This window comes from Microbacterium sp. NPDC057658 (genome assembly GCF_042799975.1).
In the GTDB taxonomy this organism is placed as follows: Bacteria; Actinomycetota; Actinomycetes; order Actinomycetales; family Microbacteriaceae; genus Microbacterium.
Genome location: NZ_JBHVHT010000001.1, coordinates 1854628 through 1871750, shown reverse-complemented (window position 1 = coordinate 1871750; position 17123 = coordinate 1854628). Strand labels below are relative to the sequence as shown.

18 protein-coding genes are annotated in these 17123 nt (G+C 69.4%); 4 read left to right on the top strand and 14 right to left on the bottom strand.

What is annotated here, in order from left to right; genetic code table 11:
- Position 1: 1 nt before the first annotated feature.
- From atpD to prmC, 11 genes are all read right to left on the bottom strand, one after another.
- Entirely contained in the window at positions 2–1456 is a 1455-nt protein-coding gene (gene atpD / locus ACFU8V_RS08840; protein ID WP_025103152.1) for a F0F1 ATP synthase subunit beta, read from the bottom strand.
- Positions 1457–1482: 26 nt separating this feature from the next.
- The gene (locus ACFU8V_RS08835; protein ID WP_025103151.1) at positions 1483–2379 is read right to left on the bottom strand and encodes a F0F1 ATP synthase subunit gamma; all 897 of its coding nucleotides are present in this window, start codon (positions 2377–2379) and stop codon (positions 1483–1485) included.
- A gap of 19 nt (positions 2380–2398) precedes the next feature.
- Positions 2399–4039 carry a F0F1 ATP synthase subunit alpha gene (gene atpA / locus ACFU8V_RS08830; RefSeq protein WP_062634989.1) on the bottom strand — a complete coding sequence of 547 codons (1641 nt, stop codon included), beginning with the start codon at positions 4037–4039 and terminating at the stop codon, positions 2399–2401.
- Positions 4040–4086: 47 nt separating this feature from the next.
- Positions 4087–4878: a F0F1 ATP synthase subunit delta gene (locus tag ACFU8V_RS08825; protein ID WP_025103149.1), complete on the bottom strand. Its 792-nt coding sequence runs from the start codon at positions 4876–4878 to the stop codon at positions 4087–4089.
- Positions 4878–5435, bottom strand: a complete 558-nt coding sequence (locus ACFU8V_RS08820) for a F0F1 ATP synthase subunit B (RefSeq protein WP_025103148.1) — start codon at positions 5433–5435, stop codon at positions 4878–4880. The genes ACFU8V_RS08825 and ACFU8V_RS08820 overlap by 1 nt, the downstream gene beginning before the upstream one ends.
- A gap of 27 nt (positions 5436–5462) precedes the next feature.
- Positions 5463–5699, bottom strand: a complete 237-nt coding sequence (gene atpE / locus ACFU8V_RS08815; protein WP_025103147.1) for an ATP synthase F0 subunit C — start codon at positions 5697–5699, stop codon at positions 5463–5465.
- A 43-nt stretch (positions 5700–5742) separates the two neighbouring features.
- On the bottom strand, positions 5743–6531 hold the full coding sequence (atpB, locus tag ACFU8V_RS08810; protein WP_036292497.1) for a F0F1 ATP synthase subunit A: 789 nt from the start codon (positions 6529–6531) through the stop codon (positions 5743–5745).
- Between the two features lie 144 nt (positions 6532–6675).
- Positions 6676–7194 (bottom strand): hypothetical protein, encoded by a 519-nt coding sequence (locus tag ACFU8V_RS08805; RefSeq protein ID WP_025103145.1) that lies wholly within the window; start codon positions 7192–7194, stop codon positions 6676–6678.
- Complete coding sequence (locus ACFU8V_RS08800; RefSeq protein WP_025103144.1) at positions 7191–8363, bottom strand: MraY family glycosyltransferase; 1173 nt, start codon at positions 8361–8363, stop codon at positions 7191–7193. Before ACFU8V_RS08800 ends, ACFU8V_RS08805 begins: the two co-directional genes overlap by 4 nt.
- A complete protein-coding gene (locus tag ACFU8V_RS08795) occupies positions 8360–9055 on the bottom strand; it encodes an L-threonylcarbamoyladenylate synthase (protein ID WP_025103143.1) in 696 nt (231 codons plus the stop codon). Before ACFU8V_RS08795 ends, ACFU8V_RS08800 begins: the two co-directional genes overlap by 4 nt.
- 52 nt (positions 9056–9107) lie before the next feature.
- A complete protein-coding gene (prmC, locus tag ACFU8V_RS08790; protein ID WP_025103142.1) occupies positions 9108–9968 on the bottom strand; it encodes a peptide chain release factor N(5)-glutamine methyltransferase in 861 nt (286 codons plus the stop codon).
- Positions 9969–10065: 97 nt separating this feature from the next.
- Between prmC and cysK the strand changes: the two genes are divergently transcribed.
- Positions 10066–11004 carry a cysteine synthase A gene (gene cysK, locus ACFU8V_RS08785; RefSeq protein WP_025103141.1) on the top strand — a complete coding sequence of 313 codons (939 nt, stop codon included), beginning with the start codon at positions 10066–10068 and terminating at the stop codon, positions 11002–11004.
- Between the two features lie 8 nt (positions 11005–11012).
- A complete protein-coding gene (epsC, locus tag ACFU8V_RS08780) occupies positions 11013–11582 on the top strand; it encodes a serine O-acetyltransferase EpsC (protein WP_303708092.1) in 570 nt (189 codons plus the stop codon).
- On the opposite strand, the gene ACFU8V_RS08775 is transcribed toward epsC, so the two are convergent.
- Both ACFU8V_RS08775 and ACFU8V_RS08770 read right to left on the bottom strand, forming a co-directional pair.
- The gene (locus ACFU8V_RS08775) at positions 11570–12004 is read right to left on the bottom strand and encodes a phage holin family protein (protein ID WP_025103139.1); all 435 of its coding nucleotides are present in this window, start codon (positions 12002–12004) and stop codon (positions 11570–11572) included. The two genes, epsC and ACFU8V_RS08775, sit on opposite strands and share 13 nt — an antisense overlap.
- 31 nt (positions 12005–12035) lie before the next feature.
- Positions 12036–13583, bottom strand: coding sequence for a CitMHS family transporter (locus ACFU8V_RS08770; RefSeq protein WP_025103138.1), 1548 nt, complete (start codon positions 13581–13583; stop codon positions 12036–12038).
- A gap of 147 nt (positions 13584–13730) precedes the next feature.
- On the opposite strand from ACFU8V_RS08770, the gene ACFU8V_RS08765 reads away from it, so the two are divergent.
- Positions 13731–15374: an ATP-binding protein gene (locus tag ACFU8V_RS08765; protein ID WP_378870527.1), complete on the top strand. Its 1644-nt coding sequence runs from the start codon at positions 13731–13733 to the stop codon at positions 15372–15374.
- Positions 15371–16024, top strand: a complete 654-nt coding sequence (locus tag ACFU8V_RS08760) for a response regulator (RefSeq protein WP_303708099.1) — start codon at positions 15371–15373, stop codon at positions 16022–16024. The genes ACFU8V_RS08765 and ACFU8V_RS08760 overlap by 4 nt, the downstream gene beginning before the upstream one ends.
- 18 nt (positions 16025–16042) lie before the next feature.
- Here ACFU8V_RS08760 and prfA read toward each other — a convergent pair whose 3' ends face one another.
- A complete protein-coding gene (prfA, locus tag ACFU8V_RS08755) occupies positions 16043–17122 on the bottom strand; it encodes a peptide chain release factor 1 (protein WP_025103135.1) in 1080 nt (359 codons plus the stop codon).
- Position 17123: the final 1 nt, after the last annotated feature.

The following is a 17123-nucleotide window of genomic DNA, read 5'->3' as shown; positions in this document are numbered from 1 at the left end:
GTCAGGCGTTCTCCTTCTGGATCTGCGCCCAGCGCTCCTCCACGTCGGAGATGCCACCGACGTTGAAGAAAGCCTGCTCGGCGACGTGGTCGAAGTCACCGCGGGTGATCGCATCGAACGACTCGATGGTCTCCTTCAGCGGCACGGTCGAACCCTCGACGCCCGTGAACTTCTTCGCCATGTAGGTGTTCTGCGAGAGGAACTGCTGGATGCGACGTGCACGCGACACGACGATCTTGTCTTCCTCGGAGAGCTCGTCGACACCGAGGATGGCGATGATCTCCTGCAGCTCCTTGTTCTTCTGGAGGATCTGCTTGACCGTGGTGGCCACGCGGTAGTGGTCCTCGCCCAAGTAGCGGGGGTCCATGATGCGCGACGTCGAGGTCAGCGGGTCGATGGCCGGGTACAGACCCTTCGACGCGATCTCACGCGAGAGCTCGGTCGTCGCGTCGAGGTGCGCGAAGGTCGTGGCCGGAGCCGGGTCGGTGTAGTCGTCGGCCGGCACGTAGATCGCCTGCAGCGAGGTGATCGAGTGACCGCGCGTCGAGGTGATGCGCTCCTGGAGGAGGCCCATCTCGTCGGCGAGGTTCGGCTGGTACCCCACGGCGGAGGGCATGCGGCCCAGCAGCGTGGAGACCTCGGAACCGGCCTGCGTGAAGCGGAAGATGTTGTCGATGAAGAGCAGCACGTCCTGCTTCTGCACGTCACGGAAGTACTCCGCCATCGTCAGAGCCGACAGGGCGACGCGCAGACGCGTCCCCGGCGGCTCGTCCATCTGGCCGAAGACGAGGGCGGTCTTGTCGAAGACGCCCGCCTCCTCCATCTCGTGGATGAGGTCGTTGCCCTCACGGGTGCGCTCACCGACACCGGCGAACACCGACACGCCACCGTGGTCCTGCGCGACGCGCTGGATCATCTCCTGGATGAGGACGGTCTTGCCGACGCCGGCACCACCGAAGAGACCGATCTTCCCACCCTGCACGTACGGGGTGAGGAGGTCGATCGACTTGATGCCCGTCTCGAACATCGTGGTCTTCGACTCGAGCTGGTCGAAGTTCGGGGCCTTGCGGTGGATGGGCCAGCGCTCCGTGACCTCGATGGTCTCACCGGGCTCGCCGTTGAGGACCTCGCCGATCACGTTGAAGACCTTGCCCTTGGTGATGTCACCGACGGGGACCGAGATGGCCTCACCGGTGTCACGCACCTCCTGACCGCGGACGATGCCGTCGGTCGGCTTCAGGGCGATGGCGCGGACCAGGTCGTCGCCGAGGTGCTGCGCGACCTCGAGCGTGATCTCGGTGGACTCCTCGCCGATCGTGATCGTCGTCTTCAGCGCGTTGTAGATGTCGGGGATCGAGTCGTGCGGGAACTCGATGTCGACAACCGGACCGTTGACGCGGGCGACGCGCCCGACGACCGCGGTCGCCGGCTGCTCAGCCGTGGCGGTGGTGGTCATTTCTTCGTCTCTTTCCTGAGGGTCTGTCAGCTCGATGCGAGAGCGTCGGCGCCACCGACGATCTCGGCGATCTGCTGGGTGATCTCGGCCTGACGCGCGTTGTTGCGCAGGCGGGTGTAGTCGGTGATGAGCTTGTCGGCGTTGTCGCTGGCCGACTTCATCGCCTTCTGCGTCGCGGCCTGCTTGGCGGCGGACGACTGCAGGAGGGCGTTGAAGACGCGGCTCTGGATGTACACCGGCAGGATCGCGTCGAGCACCGTCTCGGCGTCGGGCTCGAACTCGTACAGCGGGTAGACGGTGCTGCCCGCCTCCGAGTCGTCGGCCTCCGCGATCTCCAGCGGCAGCAGGCGCACGGACTCCGGCGACTGCGTCATCATGCTGACGAAGCGGTTGTACACGAGGTGGATCTCGTCGACGCCGCCGTCCTCTCCCCCACGGTTGAAGGCCTCGAGAAGCGTCTGCGAGATCTCCTCCGCCGTGTGGAACGAGGGGGTGTCGGTGTCGCCGGTCCACTCTGCAGCGGCCTCGATACGACGGAACTGGAAGTACCCGACGGCCTTGCGGCCCACGAGGTAGAACACCGGCTCCTTGCCCTGCTCACGCAGGAGCTCCGCGACCTCGAGACCCTCACGGAGGATCTGCGAGTTGAAGGCTCCGGCGAGGCCGCGGTCCGACGAGAAGATCACGACCGCGGAGCGGCGGATCGTCTCGGGCTCGCGGGTGAGCGGGTGGTCGACGTTCGAGTGCGTCGCGACGGCGGACACGGCCCTCGTCACGGCCCGCGCGAAGGGAGTGGACGCCTTGACGCGTGCCATCGCCTTCTGGATGCGCGAAGCCGCGATGAGTTCCATCGCCTTCGTGATCTTCTTGGTCGTCTGAGCAGAAGAGATCTTCTGCTTGTAGACCCTGAGTTGAGCGCCCATGAATCAGTACCTCACGCGATTACGCGCGACGACCCTTGACGATCTTCTCCTGGTTGACGTCCTCGGCCTCGGCCGCAGCGTGCTCCTCGTGACCAGGGGCGCCGATGGCGTGGCCCTTGCCGCCCTGGAACTCCAGGAGGAAGTTGTCGGTCTGCTTGTCGAGCTCGGCGACGGTCGCGTCGTCCAGCACGTTCGTCTCCCGCAGCGTGTCGAGCACCTTGGTGTTGCGACGCAGGTAGTCGAGCAGCTCGCGCTCGAAGCGCAGCACGTCCTCGACCTCGATCGAGTCGAGCTTGCCGTTGGTGCCGGCCCAGATCGAGACGACCTGCTCCTCCACCGGGTACGGCGAGTACTGCGGCTGCTTGAGCAGCTCGGTCAGACGGGCACCGCGCGAGAGCTGACGGCGCGACGCGGCGTCGAGGTCCGACGCGAACATCGCGAACGCCTCGAGCGAGCGGTACTGCGCCAGCTCCAGCTTCAACGTTCCGGAGACCTTCTTGATCGACTTCACCTGGGCGTCACCACCGACACGCGACACCGAGATACCCACGTCGACCGCGGGACGCTGGTTGGCGTTGAAGAGGTCGGACTGCAGGAAGATCTGGCCGTCGGTGATCGAGATCACGTTGGTCGGGATGTACGCCGAGACGTCGTTCGCCTTGGTCTCGATGATCGGGAGACCCGTCATCGAACCGGCACCGAGCTCGTCGGACAGCTTCGCGCACCGCTCGAGCAGACGCGAGTGCAGGTAGAAGACGTCGCCCGGGTAGGCCTCGCGGCCCGGCGGGCGGCGGAGCAGCAGGGAGACGGCACGGTAGGCCTCGGCCTGCTTCGACAGGTCGTCGAAGATGATCAGGACGTGCTTGCCGCCGTACATCCAGTGCTGGCCGATGGCCGAACCGGTGTACGGAGCGAGGTACTTGAAGCCGGCGGGGTCGGACGCCGGAGCCGCCACGATGGTGGTGTACTCCAGAGCGCCGGCCTCTTCGAGCGCGCCCTTCACCGAAGCGATGGTCGAGCCCTTCTGACCGATGGCGACGTAGATGCAGCGGACCTGCTTGTTGACGTCGCCGGACTCCCAGTTGGCCTTCTGGTTGATGATCGTGTCGATCGCGATGGCCGTCTTGCCGGTCTGACGGTCGCCGATGATGAGCTGGCGCTGGCCGCGGCCGACCGGGATCATCGCGTCGATGGCCTTGATGCCGGTCTGCATCGGCTCGTGGACCGACTTGCGCTGCATGACGCCGGGGGCCTGGAGCTCGAGCTCGCGGACACCCTCGGTCGCGATCGCGCCGAGGCCGTCGATCGGGTTGCCGAGCGGGTCGACCACGCGGCCGAGGTAGCCGTCACCGACCGGGACGGAGAGGACCTCACCCGTGCGGGTGACTTCCTGACCGGCCTCGATGCCGGTGAAGTCGCCGAGGACGACGACGCCGATCTCGTGCTCGTCGAGGTTCAGCGCGAGACCCTTGGTGCCGTCGGCGAAGGTCACGAGCTCGTTCGCCATGACGCCGGGAAGTCCCTCGACGTGAGCGATGCCGTCGGCGGCGTCGATGACGGTGCCGACCTCGGTCGCCGCGGCCCCGGTGGGCTCGTACGCGGCGGCGAAATCCTTCAGCGCGTCACGGATGACGTCGGGGCTGATCGATAGTTCTGCCATTGTCTTCCCTTTGTATCTGGGTGCGCGGTTCCCCGCGCGAAGTCGTGTTAGCCCGCGAGCTTCTGGCGAAGGTCGGCGAGTCGTGCGGAGATGCTGCCGTCGATGACGTCATCGGCGATCTGCACGCGCAGGCCTCCGACGACGCTGGGGTCGATGACGACGTTGAGGGACACCTGGCCGCCGTATCGCTGCGAGAGCGTCTGGCCGAGTCGCGTGCGCTGGGCGTCGCTGAGCTCGGTCGCCGTGTGCACCGTGGCCACGAGGCGGCCGCGCTGGCTCGAGACGATGCGCATCGCCCGGCTCAGCAGCTGCCGCACCCGGCGCTCGCGCGGCTGACGCACGAGGGACGTGACGATGAGGGCCGTCGGAGCGCTGGCGGAGGCGTCGGCGAGGAGACGCTCGACCAGGGCGGCCTTCGCGTCCTCTCCCCCGAGCCGGCTGCCGAGAGCGAGTTCGAGCTCCGGGTTCGCCGCGATCACGCGCGAGAAGCCGAAGAGCTCTCCCTCGATGTCCGCGCCGGGCTCGGCGATGGTCGCCGCCCGGATCGCGAGCTCTTCGAGGCCGTCGATCAGCTCGGACGCGTTCGACCAGCGCTCGGCGACCGCGGTGCGCAGGACGTCCTGCGCTGCGGAGCCGTACTGGCCGAACACCGCGGACACGACGTTCTGCCGGGCCGTGGTCGGAGCCGAGGGGTCAGCCAGCGCGCCGCTCAGCTGAGACGATTCGCCCACGGCCCGCGCGGCCGCGAACAGCTCGCGCGCGGTCTCGAGGGTGACGTCCTTCGCTGCGGCAAGCGTCTGAGTGGATGCCGCGAGTGCCTGAGCGGTCGCGCTGCCCATTACTGAGCCGCCTTCTCGGATGCTTCGAGATCGGCGAGGAAGCGGTCGACCACGGCGGCCGCGCGAGCGTCGTCGGAGAGCGTCTCGCCGACCACGCCGCCGGCGAGGTCGAGAGCGAGCGAGCCGACCTCGCTGCGCAGGGAGACGAGAGCCGTCTGGCGCTCGGCCTCGATCTGCGTGTGCGCGGTGGCGGTCAGACGCGCGGCCTCGCTGGCTGCGGTCTCCTTCGCCTCGGCGATGATCTTCTTGCCGTCCTCACGGGCGGCCTCACGGATCTCACCGGCCTCGGTACGCGCCTCGGCGAGCTGCCGGGTGTACTCCTCGAGAGCCGCTTCCGCCTGCTTCTGCGCCTCATCGGCCTTGGCGATGTTGCCCTCGATGGCGGCGGACCGCTCGTCGAGCATCTTCGTCAGACGGGGAAGGGCGACCTTCCACACGACGGCGAGGATGATGAGGAACCAGAAGCCCGACCAGATGATGTCGTACCACGCGGGGATCAGCGGGTTGTTCGCCGCCTCACCCTCAGCCGCGAGGTTCGTGACAAGAGCGTTCAGCATCCTGTCTCCTTCAGAAGTCGGTGGGGATTACGGGAAGGGGATGAATCCGACGGCGATGCCGACGAACGCAAGCGCCTCGGTGAAGGCGATACCGATCCACATGAGGACCTGCAGGCGACCGGCCAGCTCGGGCTGACGGGCGACGCCCTCGATGGTCTTGCCGACCACGATGCCCACACCGATGGCCGGGCCGATGGCCGCGAGGCCGTAGCCGACCGCCGCGAGGTGGCCGTTGATTTCAGCGAGAACCGTAGTTGCGTCCACGGGTTTTTCCTTTCGTTGGGTGGGAGGGCTGTTGCCCGCCCGCTCAGTGCTCTTCTGCGACCGCGAGCTGGATGTAGACCGCGGTGAGGACGGTGAAGACGTATGCCTGCAGGACGGCCACCAGGATCTCGAAGAGAGTGAAGGCGCCACCGAAGGCGAGGGTTCCGATACCGAGGGCGGCCCAGCCGCCACCCGCGGTGAAGAAGAAGAACTGGGTCGCTGCGAAGCAGAGGACCAGGATCATGTGGCCGACGACGAGGTTCATCAGCAGTCGCAGGGTGAGGGTCACCGGGCGGATGATGAACGTCGAGATGAGCTCGATCGGCGTGACGATGAAGTAGACCGGCCACGGCACGCCCGACGGGAAGAGGGCGTTCTTGAAGAAGTTCTTCGGGCTCTTCTTGATGCCGGCGTAGATGAACGTGACGTAGCTGACCACGGCGAGCGTGAGCGGCACCGCGATGATCGCCGTTCCCGGCATGTTCAGGAACGGGATGATGCCCGTGATGTTCATGAACAGCACCATGAAGAAGATCGTGGTGAGGATCGGCAGGAACCGGTCGCCGTCCTTGCGGCCCAACAGGTCGTGGGCGATGCCGCCGCGGACGAAGCCGAGGCCCATCTCGACGAGGCTCTGGAACCGGCCGGGCACGACCTTCATGCGGCGGGTGCCGAGCCAGAGGATCAGGACGACGGCGATCACCGAGAGCAACTGGATCAGGTGGATCCGGTTGACCGGGATGGGTCCGACGTGGAAGAGGATCTCCGGGAAGAACTCATCGATCGAAGGGCCGTGGAACTCGCCATCAGAGGACGCGAGTCGGGGGGTCAGGGTCGCAGCAAGATTAAACAGCGCGGGCTCCAGCTTCGGGGCACCGGTCAGAACCGGGGCGACGATGGTCGGTGTGCTACACAGCGCAAGCGCTCGCGGGCGAGCGGCGGGCACTCCTCAACACTATCAGAATCCAAGGGTGCCCTAAGACCGCGGGGCCGTGTCCGCCGGGCCGTCCGGGGCATCGTTCGCTGCTCCCGGGGCGCGGTCCTCCGGCACCTCGGTGGGCAGCGTGGTGTCGCTGACGTTCGGCAGGCGCATCTGGGTCAGGACGACCACGTCGATGATCAGCGACATGAGCACGCCCGCCACGATCGACAGGAAGAACACCATCGGCTCGATCCACGGCTGTCCCGCGAGCAGGATCATCACGACGACGAAGACGCCGAGCTTCAGCAGCCAGCCGCCGAGCACGATCGCGAAGAAGAGCTGCACATAGAGCGGGTCGCCGTACCACCGGTTCGCGATGAGGATGCTCAGCCCGGTGATGCCGAGGAAGAGCGCAGCGAGGAGCACGCCGAGCAGTCCGCTGATCAGCCCCTCCCCCTGCGCGACGGCGAATCCGATGCCGCCGGCGACGAGGGCGAGCACGACGGTGGCCACGGCCGACCAGATGAGCGTGCGACGCAGGATCGGGGTGCTGGAAACGGGGCTCGGGCTCATCGGGGCTCCAGAGGGATCGGGTCGGGCGCGGCGCCCGCGGCGGTCTTGCGTCGGCGGGTGGGACTCAGGGTGATGACGAGGCACGCGGCGATGCCGACGACGCCGAACACGACGCCGGGGATGTACTGGCCCGGCCAGTCCTCCCTGGCGCCGACGTACATCAGGAGGACGGCGAGCGAGATGACGGCCGTCCAGGCGTAGAAGATGAGGACGGCGTCGCGGTCGCGGTGACCGAGGTCCAGCATCCGGTGGTGCAGGTGCTTGCGGTCCGGGGAGAACGGCGAGCGGCCGGCGCTCATCCGGCGCAGCACGGCGAGCCCGAAGTCCAGGAGCGGCAGGAGCACGACGAGCAGCGGAAGCAGGATGGGCAGGAAGGCGCCGATCAGCTGCGAGCGTCCGAGGCGCTCCGGGTCCAGCGCCGAGGGGTCCATCTGTCCGGTGATCGCGATGGCCGACGTCGCCATGAGCAGGCCGATGACGAGCGCACCGGAGTCGCCCATGAACAGCTTCGCCGGGCTCCAGTTCAACGGCAGGAACCCGAGGCACGCCCCGATGAGGACCGCGGCGAGGAACGTGGAGAGGTTGAAGTAGCTCGAGGCACCGGAGTCGCGCGTGAAGATGTACGAGTAGGCGAAGAACACCCCGTTGGAGATCAGGCAGACGCCGGCGACGAGACCGTCGAGGCCGTCGATGAAGTTCACGGCGTTCATGACGATCACGATCGCGAACATCGTGATCGTGATGCTCAGCCAGCTCGACACCACGATGAGGTCGCCGAACGGCAGGGAGAGGATCTGCAGGCCGCCACCCACGGTGATGATGCCCGCGGCGAGGAACTGCGCGCCGAGCTTGATCATCCAGTCGATGTCCCAGAGGTCGTCCATGACCCCGATCACGGCGATGAGGAGGGCGGCCGCAAGGATGGACCACATGGTCTGCGGGGGCGTCCAGATGCTCTGGAAGAAGGGGTTGGCCGCCGAGATCGCGAAGGCGGCCACGATGCCGAAGAAGATCGCGACGCCGCCGAGGCGGGGCGTCGGCGTGGTGTGCACGTCGCGCTCGCGGATGCCGGGATACAGCTTGAAGCGCAGGCTCAACCGCCACACCGCCCACGTCAGCACGAAGGTGATCGCGGCGGTGACGATGATCGTGAAGAGGTACTGCTTCACGAATCCCCGTCCTGCGGCTCCGGCTCGAGCAGATCGCCCAGGACCTCGCGCAGCTGCTCTCTCGTCACCACGCCGTCCCGCAGGACCCGGACCACGCCCGGCTCGGCGTCGGAGGCGCGGCGGACGAGCGAGGTGGCGTCGATGATCGTGGACGCGACGCCGTTCCTGCTCATGCCGTCGTCCAGATACACCGCGACGCTGTCGCCCAGCATCTTCTCGGCGTCGAGCGCGGAGATCGCCGCCGCCTTGCCGGTGAGGTTGGCGCTGGACACCGCGAGCGGCCCGGTCTCGGCCAGCAGTTCGAGAACCACGCGCCCCTCGGGCATGCGCACGGCCACGGTCCCCCTGGTCTCCCCCAGGTCCCACACCAGCGAGGGCTGCGCGGGAAGGACGATCGTGAGGCCGCCGGGCCAGAAGGCGTCGACGAGGCGCTGGACCGGCTCCGGGACCTCCTCCGCGAGGGCCGTCAGCGTCTCCTTCGTGCCGACGAGAACGGGCGGCGGCTGATTGCGGCCGCGCCCCTTGGCATCCAGGAGGCGCTGCACCGCGGGCGGCGAGAAGGCGTCGGCGGCGACGCCGTAGACGGTGTCGGTGGGGATGACGATGAGGTCGCCGCGGCCGATCGCCTGACGCGCGTTGCGCATCCCGGCGAGCAGCTGCGCCTCGTCGCTGCAGTCGAAGATGGGGGACATGACGGTTCGATTCTACGCGGGGCGGGTTCGGGACGACCTCGACGTCTGCTGATCAGGGACGCACGGCGGTGGTGGCGCGATCGCGCAGCGTCAGATCGCGATGGGTGGCCGCGGCCCGCCAGCCGTCCGCCGCGAGCAGCTCCCGGATCGGAGCGCCCTGCAGCTCACCGTGCTCGATCACCAGCGTCCCCCCGGGCCGGAGCAGTCGCAGTGCGCGCGTGCTGAGGACGCGGACGACGTCGAGACCGTCCTCTCCGCCGTAGAGGGCCAGCGCCGGATCGAACAGCCGGACCTCCGGATCGCGGGGGATCGCCTGCGCCGGCACGTACGGCGGGTTGGAGATGACGACGCTCGCGGTGCCATCGAGCTCGGGGAACGCGTCTGCCAGGTCCGAGAGCACGAGGGTGAGGTTCTCGACGCCCGCGACGTTGCGTCGGGCCCAGGCGTGCGCCTCCGGAGAGAGCTCAGCGGCGTACACCCGGGCGTGCGGCACCTCGGTGGCCATCGCGAGCGCGATCGCGCCGCTGCCGGTGCCGAGGTCGACCCCGATCGGTGACGGCTCCCCCGAACCCAGGAGAGCGTCGATCGCGTACTGCACCACCGTCTCCGTCTCGGGACGCGGGACGAAGACGCCAGGGCCGACCGCGAGCTCCAGGTGCCGGAACGGCGCAGTTCCGGTGAGGTGCTGCAACGGCTCCCTGCGCGCGCGGCGGTCGACGAGGGCGTCCAGCGCCGCCGCGTCGTCATCGGTGAGCCGGTCGCCGCGGATCACCGCCGCCTGCACCTCTCCCCTGCGCTGTCCGCGGACGTGTCCGGCGAGCAGCTCCGCATCGACGAGGGGGTCGGGCACGCCGGCGTCGGCGAGACGCTGCGCCGCGGCGCGCACGGCGGCGGCGAGGGAGAGGTCGGGCATGGCTCCAGCGTAGAGTGCGCGACCGTCACAATGCCCCGTCCCCCATCGCGCTCGCCTAGGCTGGATCGGCAGCGCACCCGCACAGGAAGGCTCCCCCATGTCCGGCATCCACCCCGACATCACCACCGCTTTCGGGAACACCCCGCTCGTCCGCCTCAACCGCGTGACCGAGGGCCTCGGCGCCACCGTGCTCGCGAAGCTCGAGTACTACAACCCGGCGTCCAGCGTGAAGGACCGCATCGGCATCGCCATGATCAACGCCGCCGAGGCCGCCGGCGAGCTCGCCCCCGGCGGGACGATCGTGGAGTCGACGAGCGGCAACACCGGCATCGCCCTCGCCATGGTGGGCGCCGCGCGCGGCTACCGCGTCATCCTCACGATGCCCGCCTCGATGTCGAAGGAGCGCCGCGTGCTGCTCAAGGCGTTCGGCGCGGAGATCGTCCTCACCGACCCCACGAAGGGCATGAAGGGGGCGATCGAGGAGGTCAAGCGCATCGTCGACGAGACCCCGGGCGCCATCTGGATCCGCCAGTTCGAGAACGCGGCGAACCCGCAGATCCACCGCGAGACCACGGCGCAGGAGATCCTGCGCGACACCGACGGCGCGGTCGACATCTTCATCGCCGGCGTGGGCACGGGCGGCACGGTCACCGGCACCGGGCAGGCCCTGAAGGCGGCGAAGCCCGAGGTCCAGGTCATCGCCGTCGAGCCCAAGGACTCCCCCGTCCTGACCGAAGGGCACCCCGGACCGCACAAGATCCAGGGCATCGGCCCGAACTTCGTGCCCGACGTGCTCGACCGCGAGGTGCTCGACGAGATCATCACGGCGGAGTTCGAGGACTCGCTGCGCGTGGCCCGCGCGCTCGCGGCGAAGGAGGGTCTGCTGGTCGGCATGTCCTCCGGTGCCGCCGTCTCGGCCGCGCTGACCGTCGCCGCGCGCCCGGAGAACGCCGGCAAGACCATCGTCGTGATCATCCCGGACACCGGCGAGCGGTACCTCTCCACCGCCCTGTTCGAGGATCTGCGCGAGGACTGAGGTCGTCGATGGGCATGATCGGGCGAATGCGCGAGGACATCGCCGCCGCGCGCCTTCGCGACCCGGCCGCGCGCACCGCGGTCGAGGTCGCGCTGCTCTACCCGGGGCTGCACGCGATCTGGGCGCACCGCATCTCGCACGCGCTGTGGCGGCTGCGCCTCCGGCTCCTCGCCCGCACCGGGTCGCAGGTCGCCCGGTGGCTGACGGGCGTCGAGATCCATCCCGGCGCCCGGATCGGCCGACGCTTCTTCATCGATCACGGCATGGGCGTCGTCATCGGCGAGACGGCGGAGATCGGTGATGACGTGCTGATGTACCACGGTGTGACCCTCGGCGGCCGGACCAGGGACGTCGGCAAGCGGCACCCCACCCTGCAGGACGGCGTGGCCGTGGGCGCGGGGGCGAAGATCCTCGGCCCCGTCACGGTCGGAGCCCGTTCGGTGGTGGGCGCCAACGCCGTGGTCACCAAGGACGCCCCCGCCGACAGCGTGCTCGTGGGTGTGCCGGCGAAGCCGCGTCAGCGGACCGCCGGTGAGGACACCAGGGCGCTGCTGACCGCCCCGGACTACTCCATCTGACGCGCAGCCCTTCGACCCGAGCGACGGCCGCTGCGGCCCTCCATCCGGCGCCGCAGGAAGATGAGCGGCAGCAGCACGCTGCCGAGCGCCGTCACGAGCCAGACGATGACGGCGCCCAGCAGCCACCCGGTCAGGTCGACGATGCGCAGGCCCCCGATGGGAAGCAGCACGACGACCATGAGGGCGATGAGCGTGGAGAAGATCCCGATGCCGCCCATGAGCACGGGCGCATAGCGGTCGGCGAGCCTGCTGACCCACGGCGACAGAACGCTCTGCAGCACGGCGAACACGACGATGCACACGACGAACCCCCACCACTGGTCCCACTGGATCTGGAAACCGTCGAGGAGGAGGTCCGCCGCCAGCAGACCGAGGCCGGCCGACACGAGGTACATCAGGCCGCGATACAGGAGTGTGATCACGGGGCGAGCCTAGCGCGGCACCGGGGCGCGGTCACTGCGCGACGAAGAACGGGACGGCACCGACCAGGATGCCGATCCCCAGCATCACGAGCGACACGATGACCGCGCGCCACAGCACCTTGCGATGGTGGTCTCCGAGGTTCACCCCGGCGAGGGAGACGAGCAGCAGGATCGCGGGCACGAGCGGGCTCTGCAGATGCACCGGCTGCCCGGTGATCGAGGCCCTGGCCATCTCGACCGGATCGATGCCGAAGTTCGCCGCGCTCTGGGCGAGCACGGGGAGGATCCCGAAGTAGAAGGCGTCGTTCGACATGAAGAACGTGAACGGGATGGACAGCACGCCCGTGATCGGGGCGAGGAACGGGCCGAGTGCGGGCGGCAGCACGTTCGTGATCCACGTCGCCATCGCGTCGACCATGCCGGTGCCGGAGAGGACCCCCACGAGGACGCCGGCGGCGATGACCATCGACACGACGCCGACGATGCTCGGGGCGTGCGCGACGATCTCCGCCGCCTGGTCCTTGATGCCGCGGAAGTTGACGACGAGCGCGATGCCCGCGCCGACCATGAACACGTAGGGCAGCGGCAGGATGTCGATCACCAGGAGCACCATGACCGCGACGGTCAGGAGGAGGTTGAACCAGATCAGCCGCGGACGCAGGGTCGGGCGGGCGGGATCCAGCATGGTGTCGGCCATCGCCGTGTCCGCGGGGTCGACGCTCCCGGCGGCGACCGGAGCGTGTCCGCCGGCGACGACGACGAGGTTGCCGGTGCGCAGCGAGGCACGAGCGCCCGGCTTGAGCTCGGCACCGCGGAAGATCCGGGGCACCGAGGAGAGGACGCCGCCGTCGGCTCCGGTGAGCCGGCCGTCCGCGTCGATCCGCCCCAGACGCCGCCGCTCCCCCAGCCCGAGGAGCCAGGCGAAGCCGAGCGTCACGACGATGCCTGCGCCGAGGGCGGGGAGCATCGGCACGAAGATCTCCGTCGGCTGGACACCGAGCGCGGTCGCGGCGCGCACGGTCGGGCCGCCCCACGGAACGATGTTGAGCGTGCCGTTCATGAGGCCGGCGACACAGGTGAGGACGACGGGGCTCATGCCGAGGCGGAGGTAGATGGGCAGCATCGCGGAGGTCGTGATGATGAAGGTCGTCGAGCCGTCGCCGTCGAGGGACACCGCGCCCGCGAGGATCGCCGTCCCGAGCACCACCTTCGCGGGGTCGTCGCCGAGCACCCGCGTGATCAGCCGGATGAGGGGATCGAAGAGGCCGACGTCGATCATGATGCCGAAGAACATGATTGCGAACATCAGCAGCGCGGCCGTGGGCGCCATGGTGCCGATCGAGTCGAGGATCATGTCGCCGAGCCCGAGCCCTGCTCCCGCGAAGAGCCCGAAGGCGGTCGGCACGAGGATCAGGGCCACCATCGGGGTGAGGCGCTTGGTCATGATCAGCGTCATGAACACGAGGACCATCGTGAAGCCGAGGATGACGAGCACACCCTCCGGCGGCACGAAGGCCACGTCGTAGGTCGGTGCCTCCTCCTCGGCGGCAGCGATCAGCGCGGTCGATGCGTGGAACATGCGTGACTCCTTCGTCGTCGCTCCGTCATCGCTGACGGATCCTGACGAGGCTAGGGAATCCGGAGACGCCGAGCGCGGTATGCCGCATAACCGCGTCTTGTGCGCGTACCGTGACTTCTGCGCATATTGCGCGTCGAGGAGGTGTCGATGTCCCCGCGGAGACGGGTCCGGTTCGCGACCCGCGCGCTGCTGCTGCACCTCGCCGCCGTCGCCCTCGTCGTGACGCTGTGCACGGGCGTGTACCTCGCCCTCGCGGTCCAGCAGCTGCGCGCCGAGGCGGAGTCGACCGCGCTCGGCATCGCGAGGACCCTGGCCGAGGACGCGCAGGTGCGGGCGGCGGTCGCCGCCATCTCCGCGTCGGACGACGAGCCGGACGCGGAGGCGCTGCGCGACGGAGACCTGCAGCAGATCGCCACCGACGTCATGGCCCGCACCGGGGCCCTGTTCGTCGTCATCACGGACGATGAAGGCATCCGACTCGCCCATCCGCTGCCCTCGCGGATCGGCGAGGTCGTGAGCACCCCGTTCGCCGCGGTGCTGGCGGGACGCGAGGTGGTCGACTGGCAGACCGGCACGCTCGGCGAGTCCGCCCGCGCGAAGGTGCCGGTGCGCGACGACTCCGGCACGCCGGTCGGCGAGATCAGCGTCGGGTTCGAGCGCAACGGCGTCTTCGACGACCTGCCGCCGCTGCTCGCCGCTCTCGGTCTGACCGCCGCCGGCGCGCTCGCCCTCGCCCTCCTGACCTTCCTCCTCCTGCGCCGGCGCTGGGAACGGTTGACCATCGGCGTGCAGCCCGAGGAGCTGGTCGCCCTCGTGCAGAATCAGACGGCGGTGCTCGACGGCGTCGGCGACGGCGTGCTCGCGGTCGATCAGGACGGCGTCGTGCGCGTGAGCAATGCCGCGGCGGACCGGCGTCTCGGGCTCCACGATCCGGTCGGCCGCACCGTGGACGCGCTTCCCCTCCCCCCTGTCGTGCGCGACACCGCCACCGGGGCCCGCGACCGCGCGGAGGCCGTCGTGGGCGACCGGATGCTGTACCTCGAGTCGCGCGCGGTGCGACGCGACGGGCGCGCGCTCGGCGATGTGCTGATCGTGCGCGACCGCACCGACCTCATCGCCCTGACCGAGCGACTGGAGGCCGTCCGGACGATGACCTCCGCGCTGCGTGTCCAACGCCACGAGTTCGCGAACCGCCTCCATGTGGCCGCGGGCCTCATCGACGCCGGTCGCGTCGACGACGCCAGGGCGTTCCTCGACGAGCTGGTGAGCCGCGGTCCGGTGGCGTTCCCCGTCACCGGACTCGACCTCGTGGGCGACCCGTTCCTGCACGCCTTCCTCGGAGCCAAGGGCGTCGAGGCCGCCGAACGGGGCGTCGCCCTGCGGATTGCGGCGGACACCCAGGTGATCGGCACCGTCCGTCGAGCGGAGGACGTGGCCAGCGTGCTCGGCAACCTCGTGGACAACGCGGTCGTGGCCGCCGTCGCGGGCGCGCGGGAGCCGCGGTGGGTGGAGGTCTCGGTGCTGAGCGACGGTGACGCGCTCGTCGTCACGGTGGCCGACTCCGGCGAGGGGCTCCGCCCGTCCGACCCCCGGCCGCACGCCGACGACGGGAGCGCGGACTCCGTGCACGGACACGGCATCGGACTGCCGCTCGCGACGGAGATCGCCCGCCGCAGCGGCGGCGACCTCTGGATCATCGACTCCGGCGGTCCCGATCACGGCGCGGTCTTCGCCGCCCGGCTCGGGGATGCCGTCGACCCCGCTCCGCGTGTCCCGAAGGAGGACCGATGACCGAACCGCTGCGCGCGCTCATCCTCGACGACGACTTCCGGGTGGCTGACCTGCACCGGACGATCGTGGACGATCAGCCCGGATACACCGTGACCGGGACCGCGCGGTCCTGCGCCGAGGCGCGCGACCTCGTGCGCTCGACACGCCCCGACCTCCTGCTCGCCGACGTCTACCTCCCCGACGGGGACGGCATCGGACTCGTCCGCGAGCTCGGGGTCGACGCGATCCTCATCTCCGCCGCGGACGACGCGCCCACCGTGCGCCGCGCACTGCGAGCCGGCGCCGTGGGCTACCTCGTGAAGCCTTTCGACCGACGTGCTCTCACGGGACTCCTCGACCGGTACACCCGCTACCGCAACCTGCTCGCGGGTGATCGGCCCGTCACGCAGGAGGACGTGGACCGCGCGCTGGCGATCCTGCACGGCGGCGGCGAGCCGGTCTCCCTGTCGCGCTCGGCCACCGAGCAGCGCGTGCTCGCGGCGCTCGGCGACGGCGAGGCTTCAGCGGCGGAGGTCGCCGAGCGGGTCGGCATCTCCCGGGCCACGGCGCAACGGCACCTCGCGGCTCTCGCCGCACGGACCATCGTCGAGGTGCGCTTGCGCTACGGGTCGACCGGGCGTCCCGAGCACCGGTACGCCGCGCGCACCTGACGCCGTCGCGGCGGCCGCTCAGCCCTCGGAGCCGACGGCGGCCAGACGGGCCTCTTCGTCGGCGGCGATGGCGCTCTCGATGATGGGGTCGAGCGCGCCGTCCATGACCTGATCGAGGTTGTACGCCTTGAACCCGGTGCGGTGATCCGCGATCCGGTTCTCGGGGAAGTTGTAGGTGCGGATGCGCTCCGAGCGGTCCATGCCGCGGATCTGCGACTTGCGCGCGTCCGAGGCGGCCGCATCGAGCTCCTCCTGCTGCTTGGCCAGCAGCCGGGCACGCAGCACCCGCATCGCCGCCTCGCGGTTCTGCAGCTGCGACTTCTCGTTCTGCATCGACACGACGATCCCGGTGGGCACGTGCGTGATGCGGACAGCGGAGTCGGTGGTGTTCACCGACTGCCCGCCGGGGCCCGACGAGCGGAACACGTCGATCTTCAGATCGTTCTGATCGATCTGGATCTCCTCGGGCTCGTCCACCTCGGGGAACACGAGCACGCCGGTCGTGGAGGTGTGGATGCGGCCCTGCGACTCCGTGGCGGGAACCCGCTGCACGCGGTGCACGCCGCCCTCATACTTCAGATGCGCCCAGACACCCTGTGCGGGGTCGGACGAGGAACCCTTGATGGCGACCTGGACGTCCTTGTAGCCGCCGAGGTCGGACTCGTTGCGCTCGAGCAGCTCGGTCTTCCACCCCTTCGACGCGGCGTACTGCACGTACATGCGCAGCAGATCCGCGGCGAACAGGGCCGACTCCGCGCCGCCCTCCCCCGCCTTGATCTCCATGATCACGTCGCGGGCGTCGTCCGGGTCGCGCGGGATGAGGAGGCGCCGCAGGCGCTCCTGCGCCGCCTGCACGCCCTCTTCGAGGGCGGGGACCTCCGCGGCGAAGGCCTCGTCCTCACGGGCCAGCTCCCGCGCCGCCTCCAGATCGTCGACGGCAGCCGTCCACGCCTCATGCGCCGCCACGATGCGCGACAGCTCGGCGTACCGACGGTTGACGCGCTTGGCGCGGGCCGCGTCGGCGTGCACCGCCGGGTCGGAAAGCTCCTCCTGGACCCGGCGATGCTCGTCGATCAAAGTCTGGACGGACTCGAACACG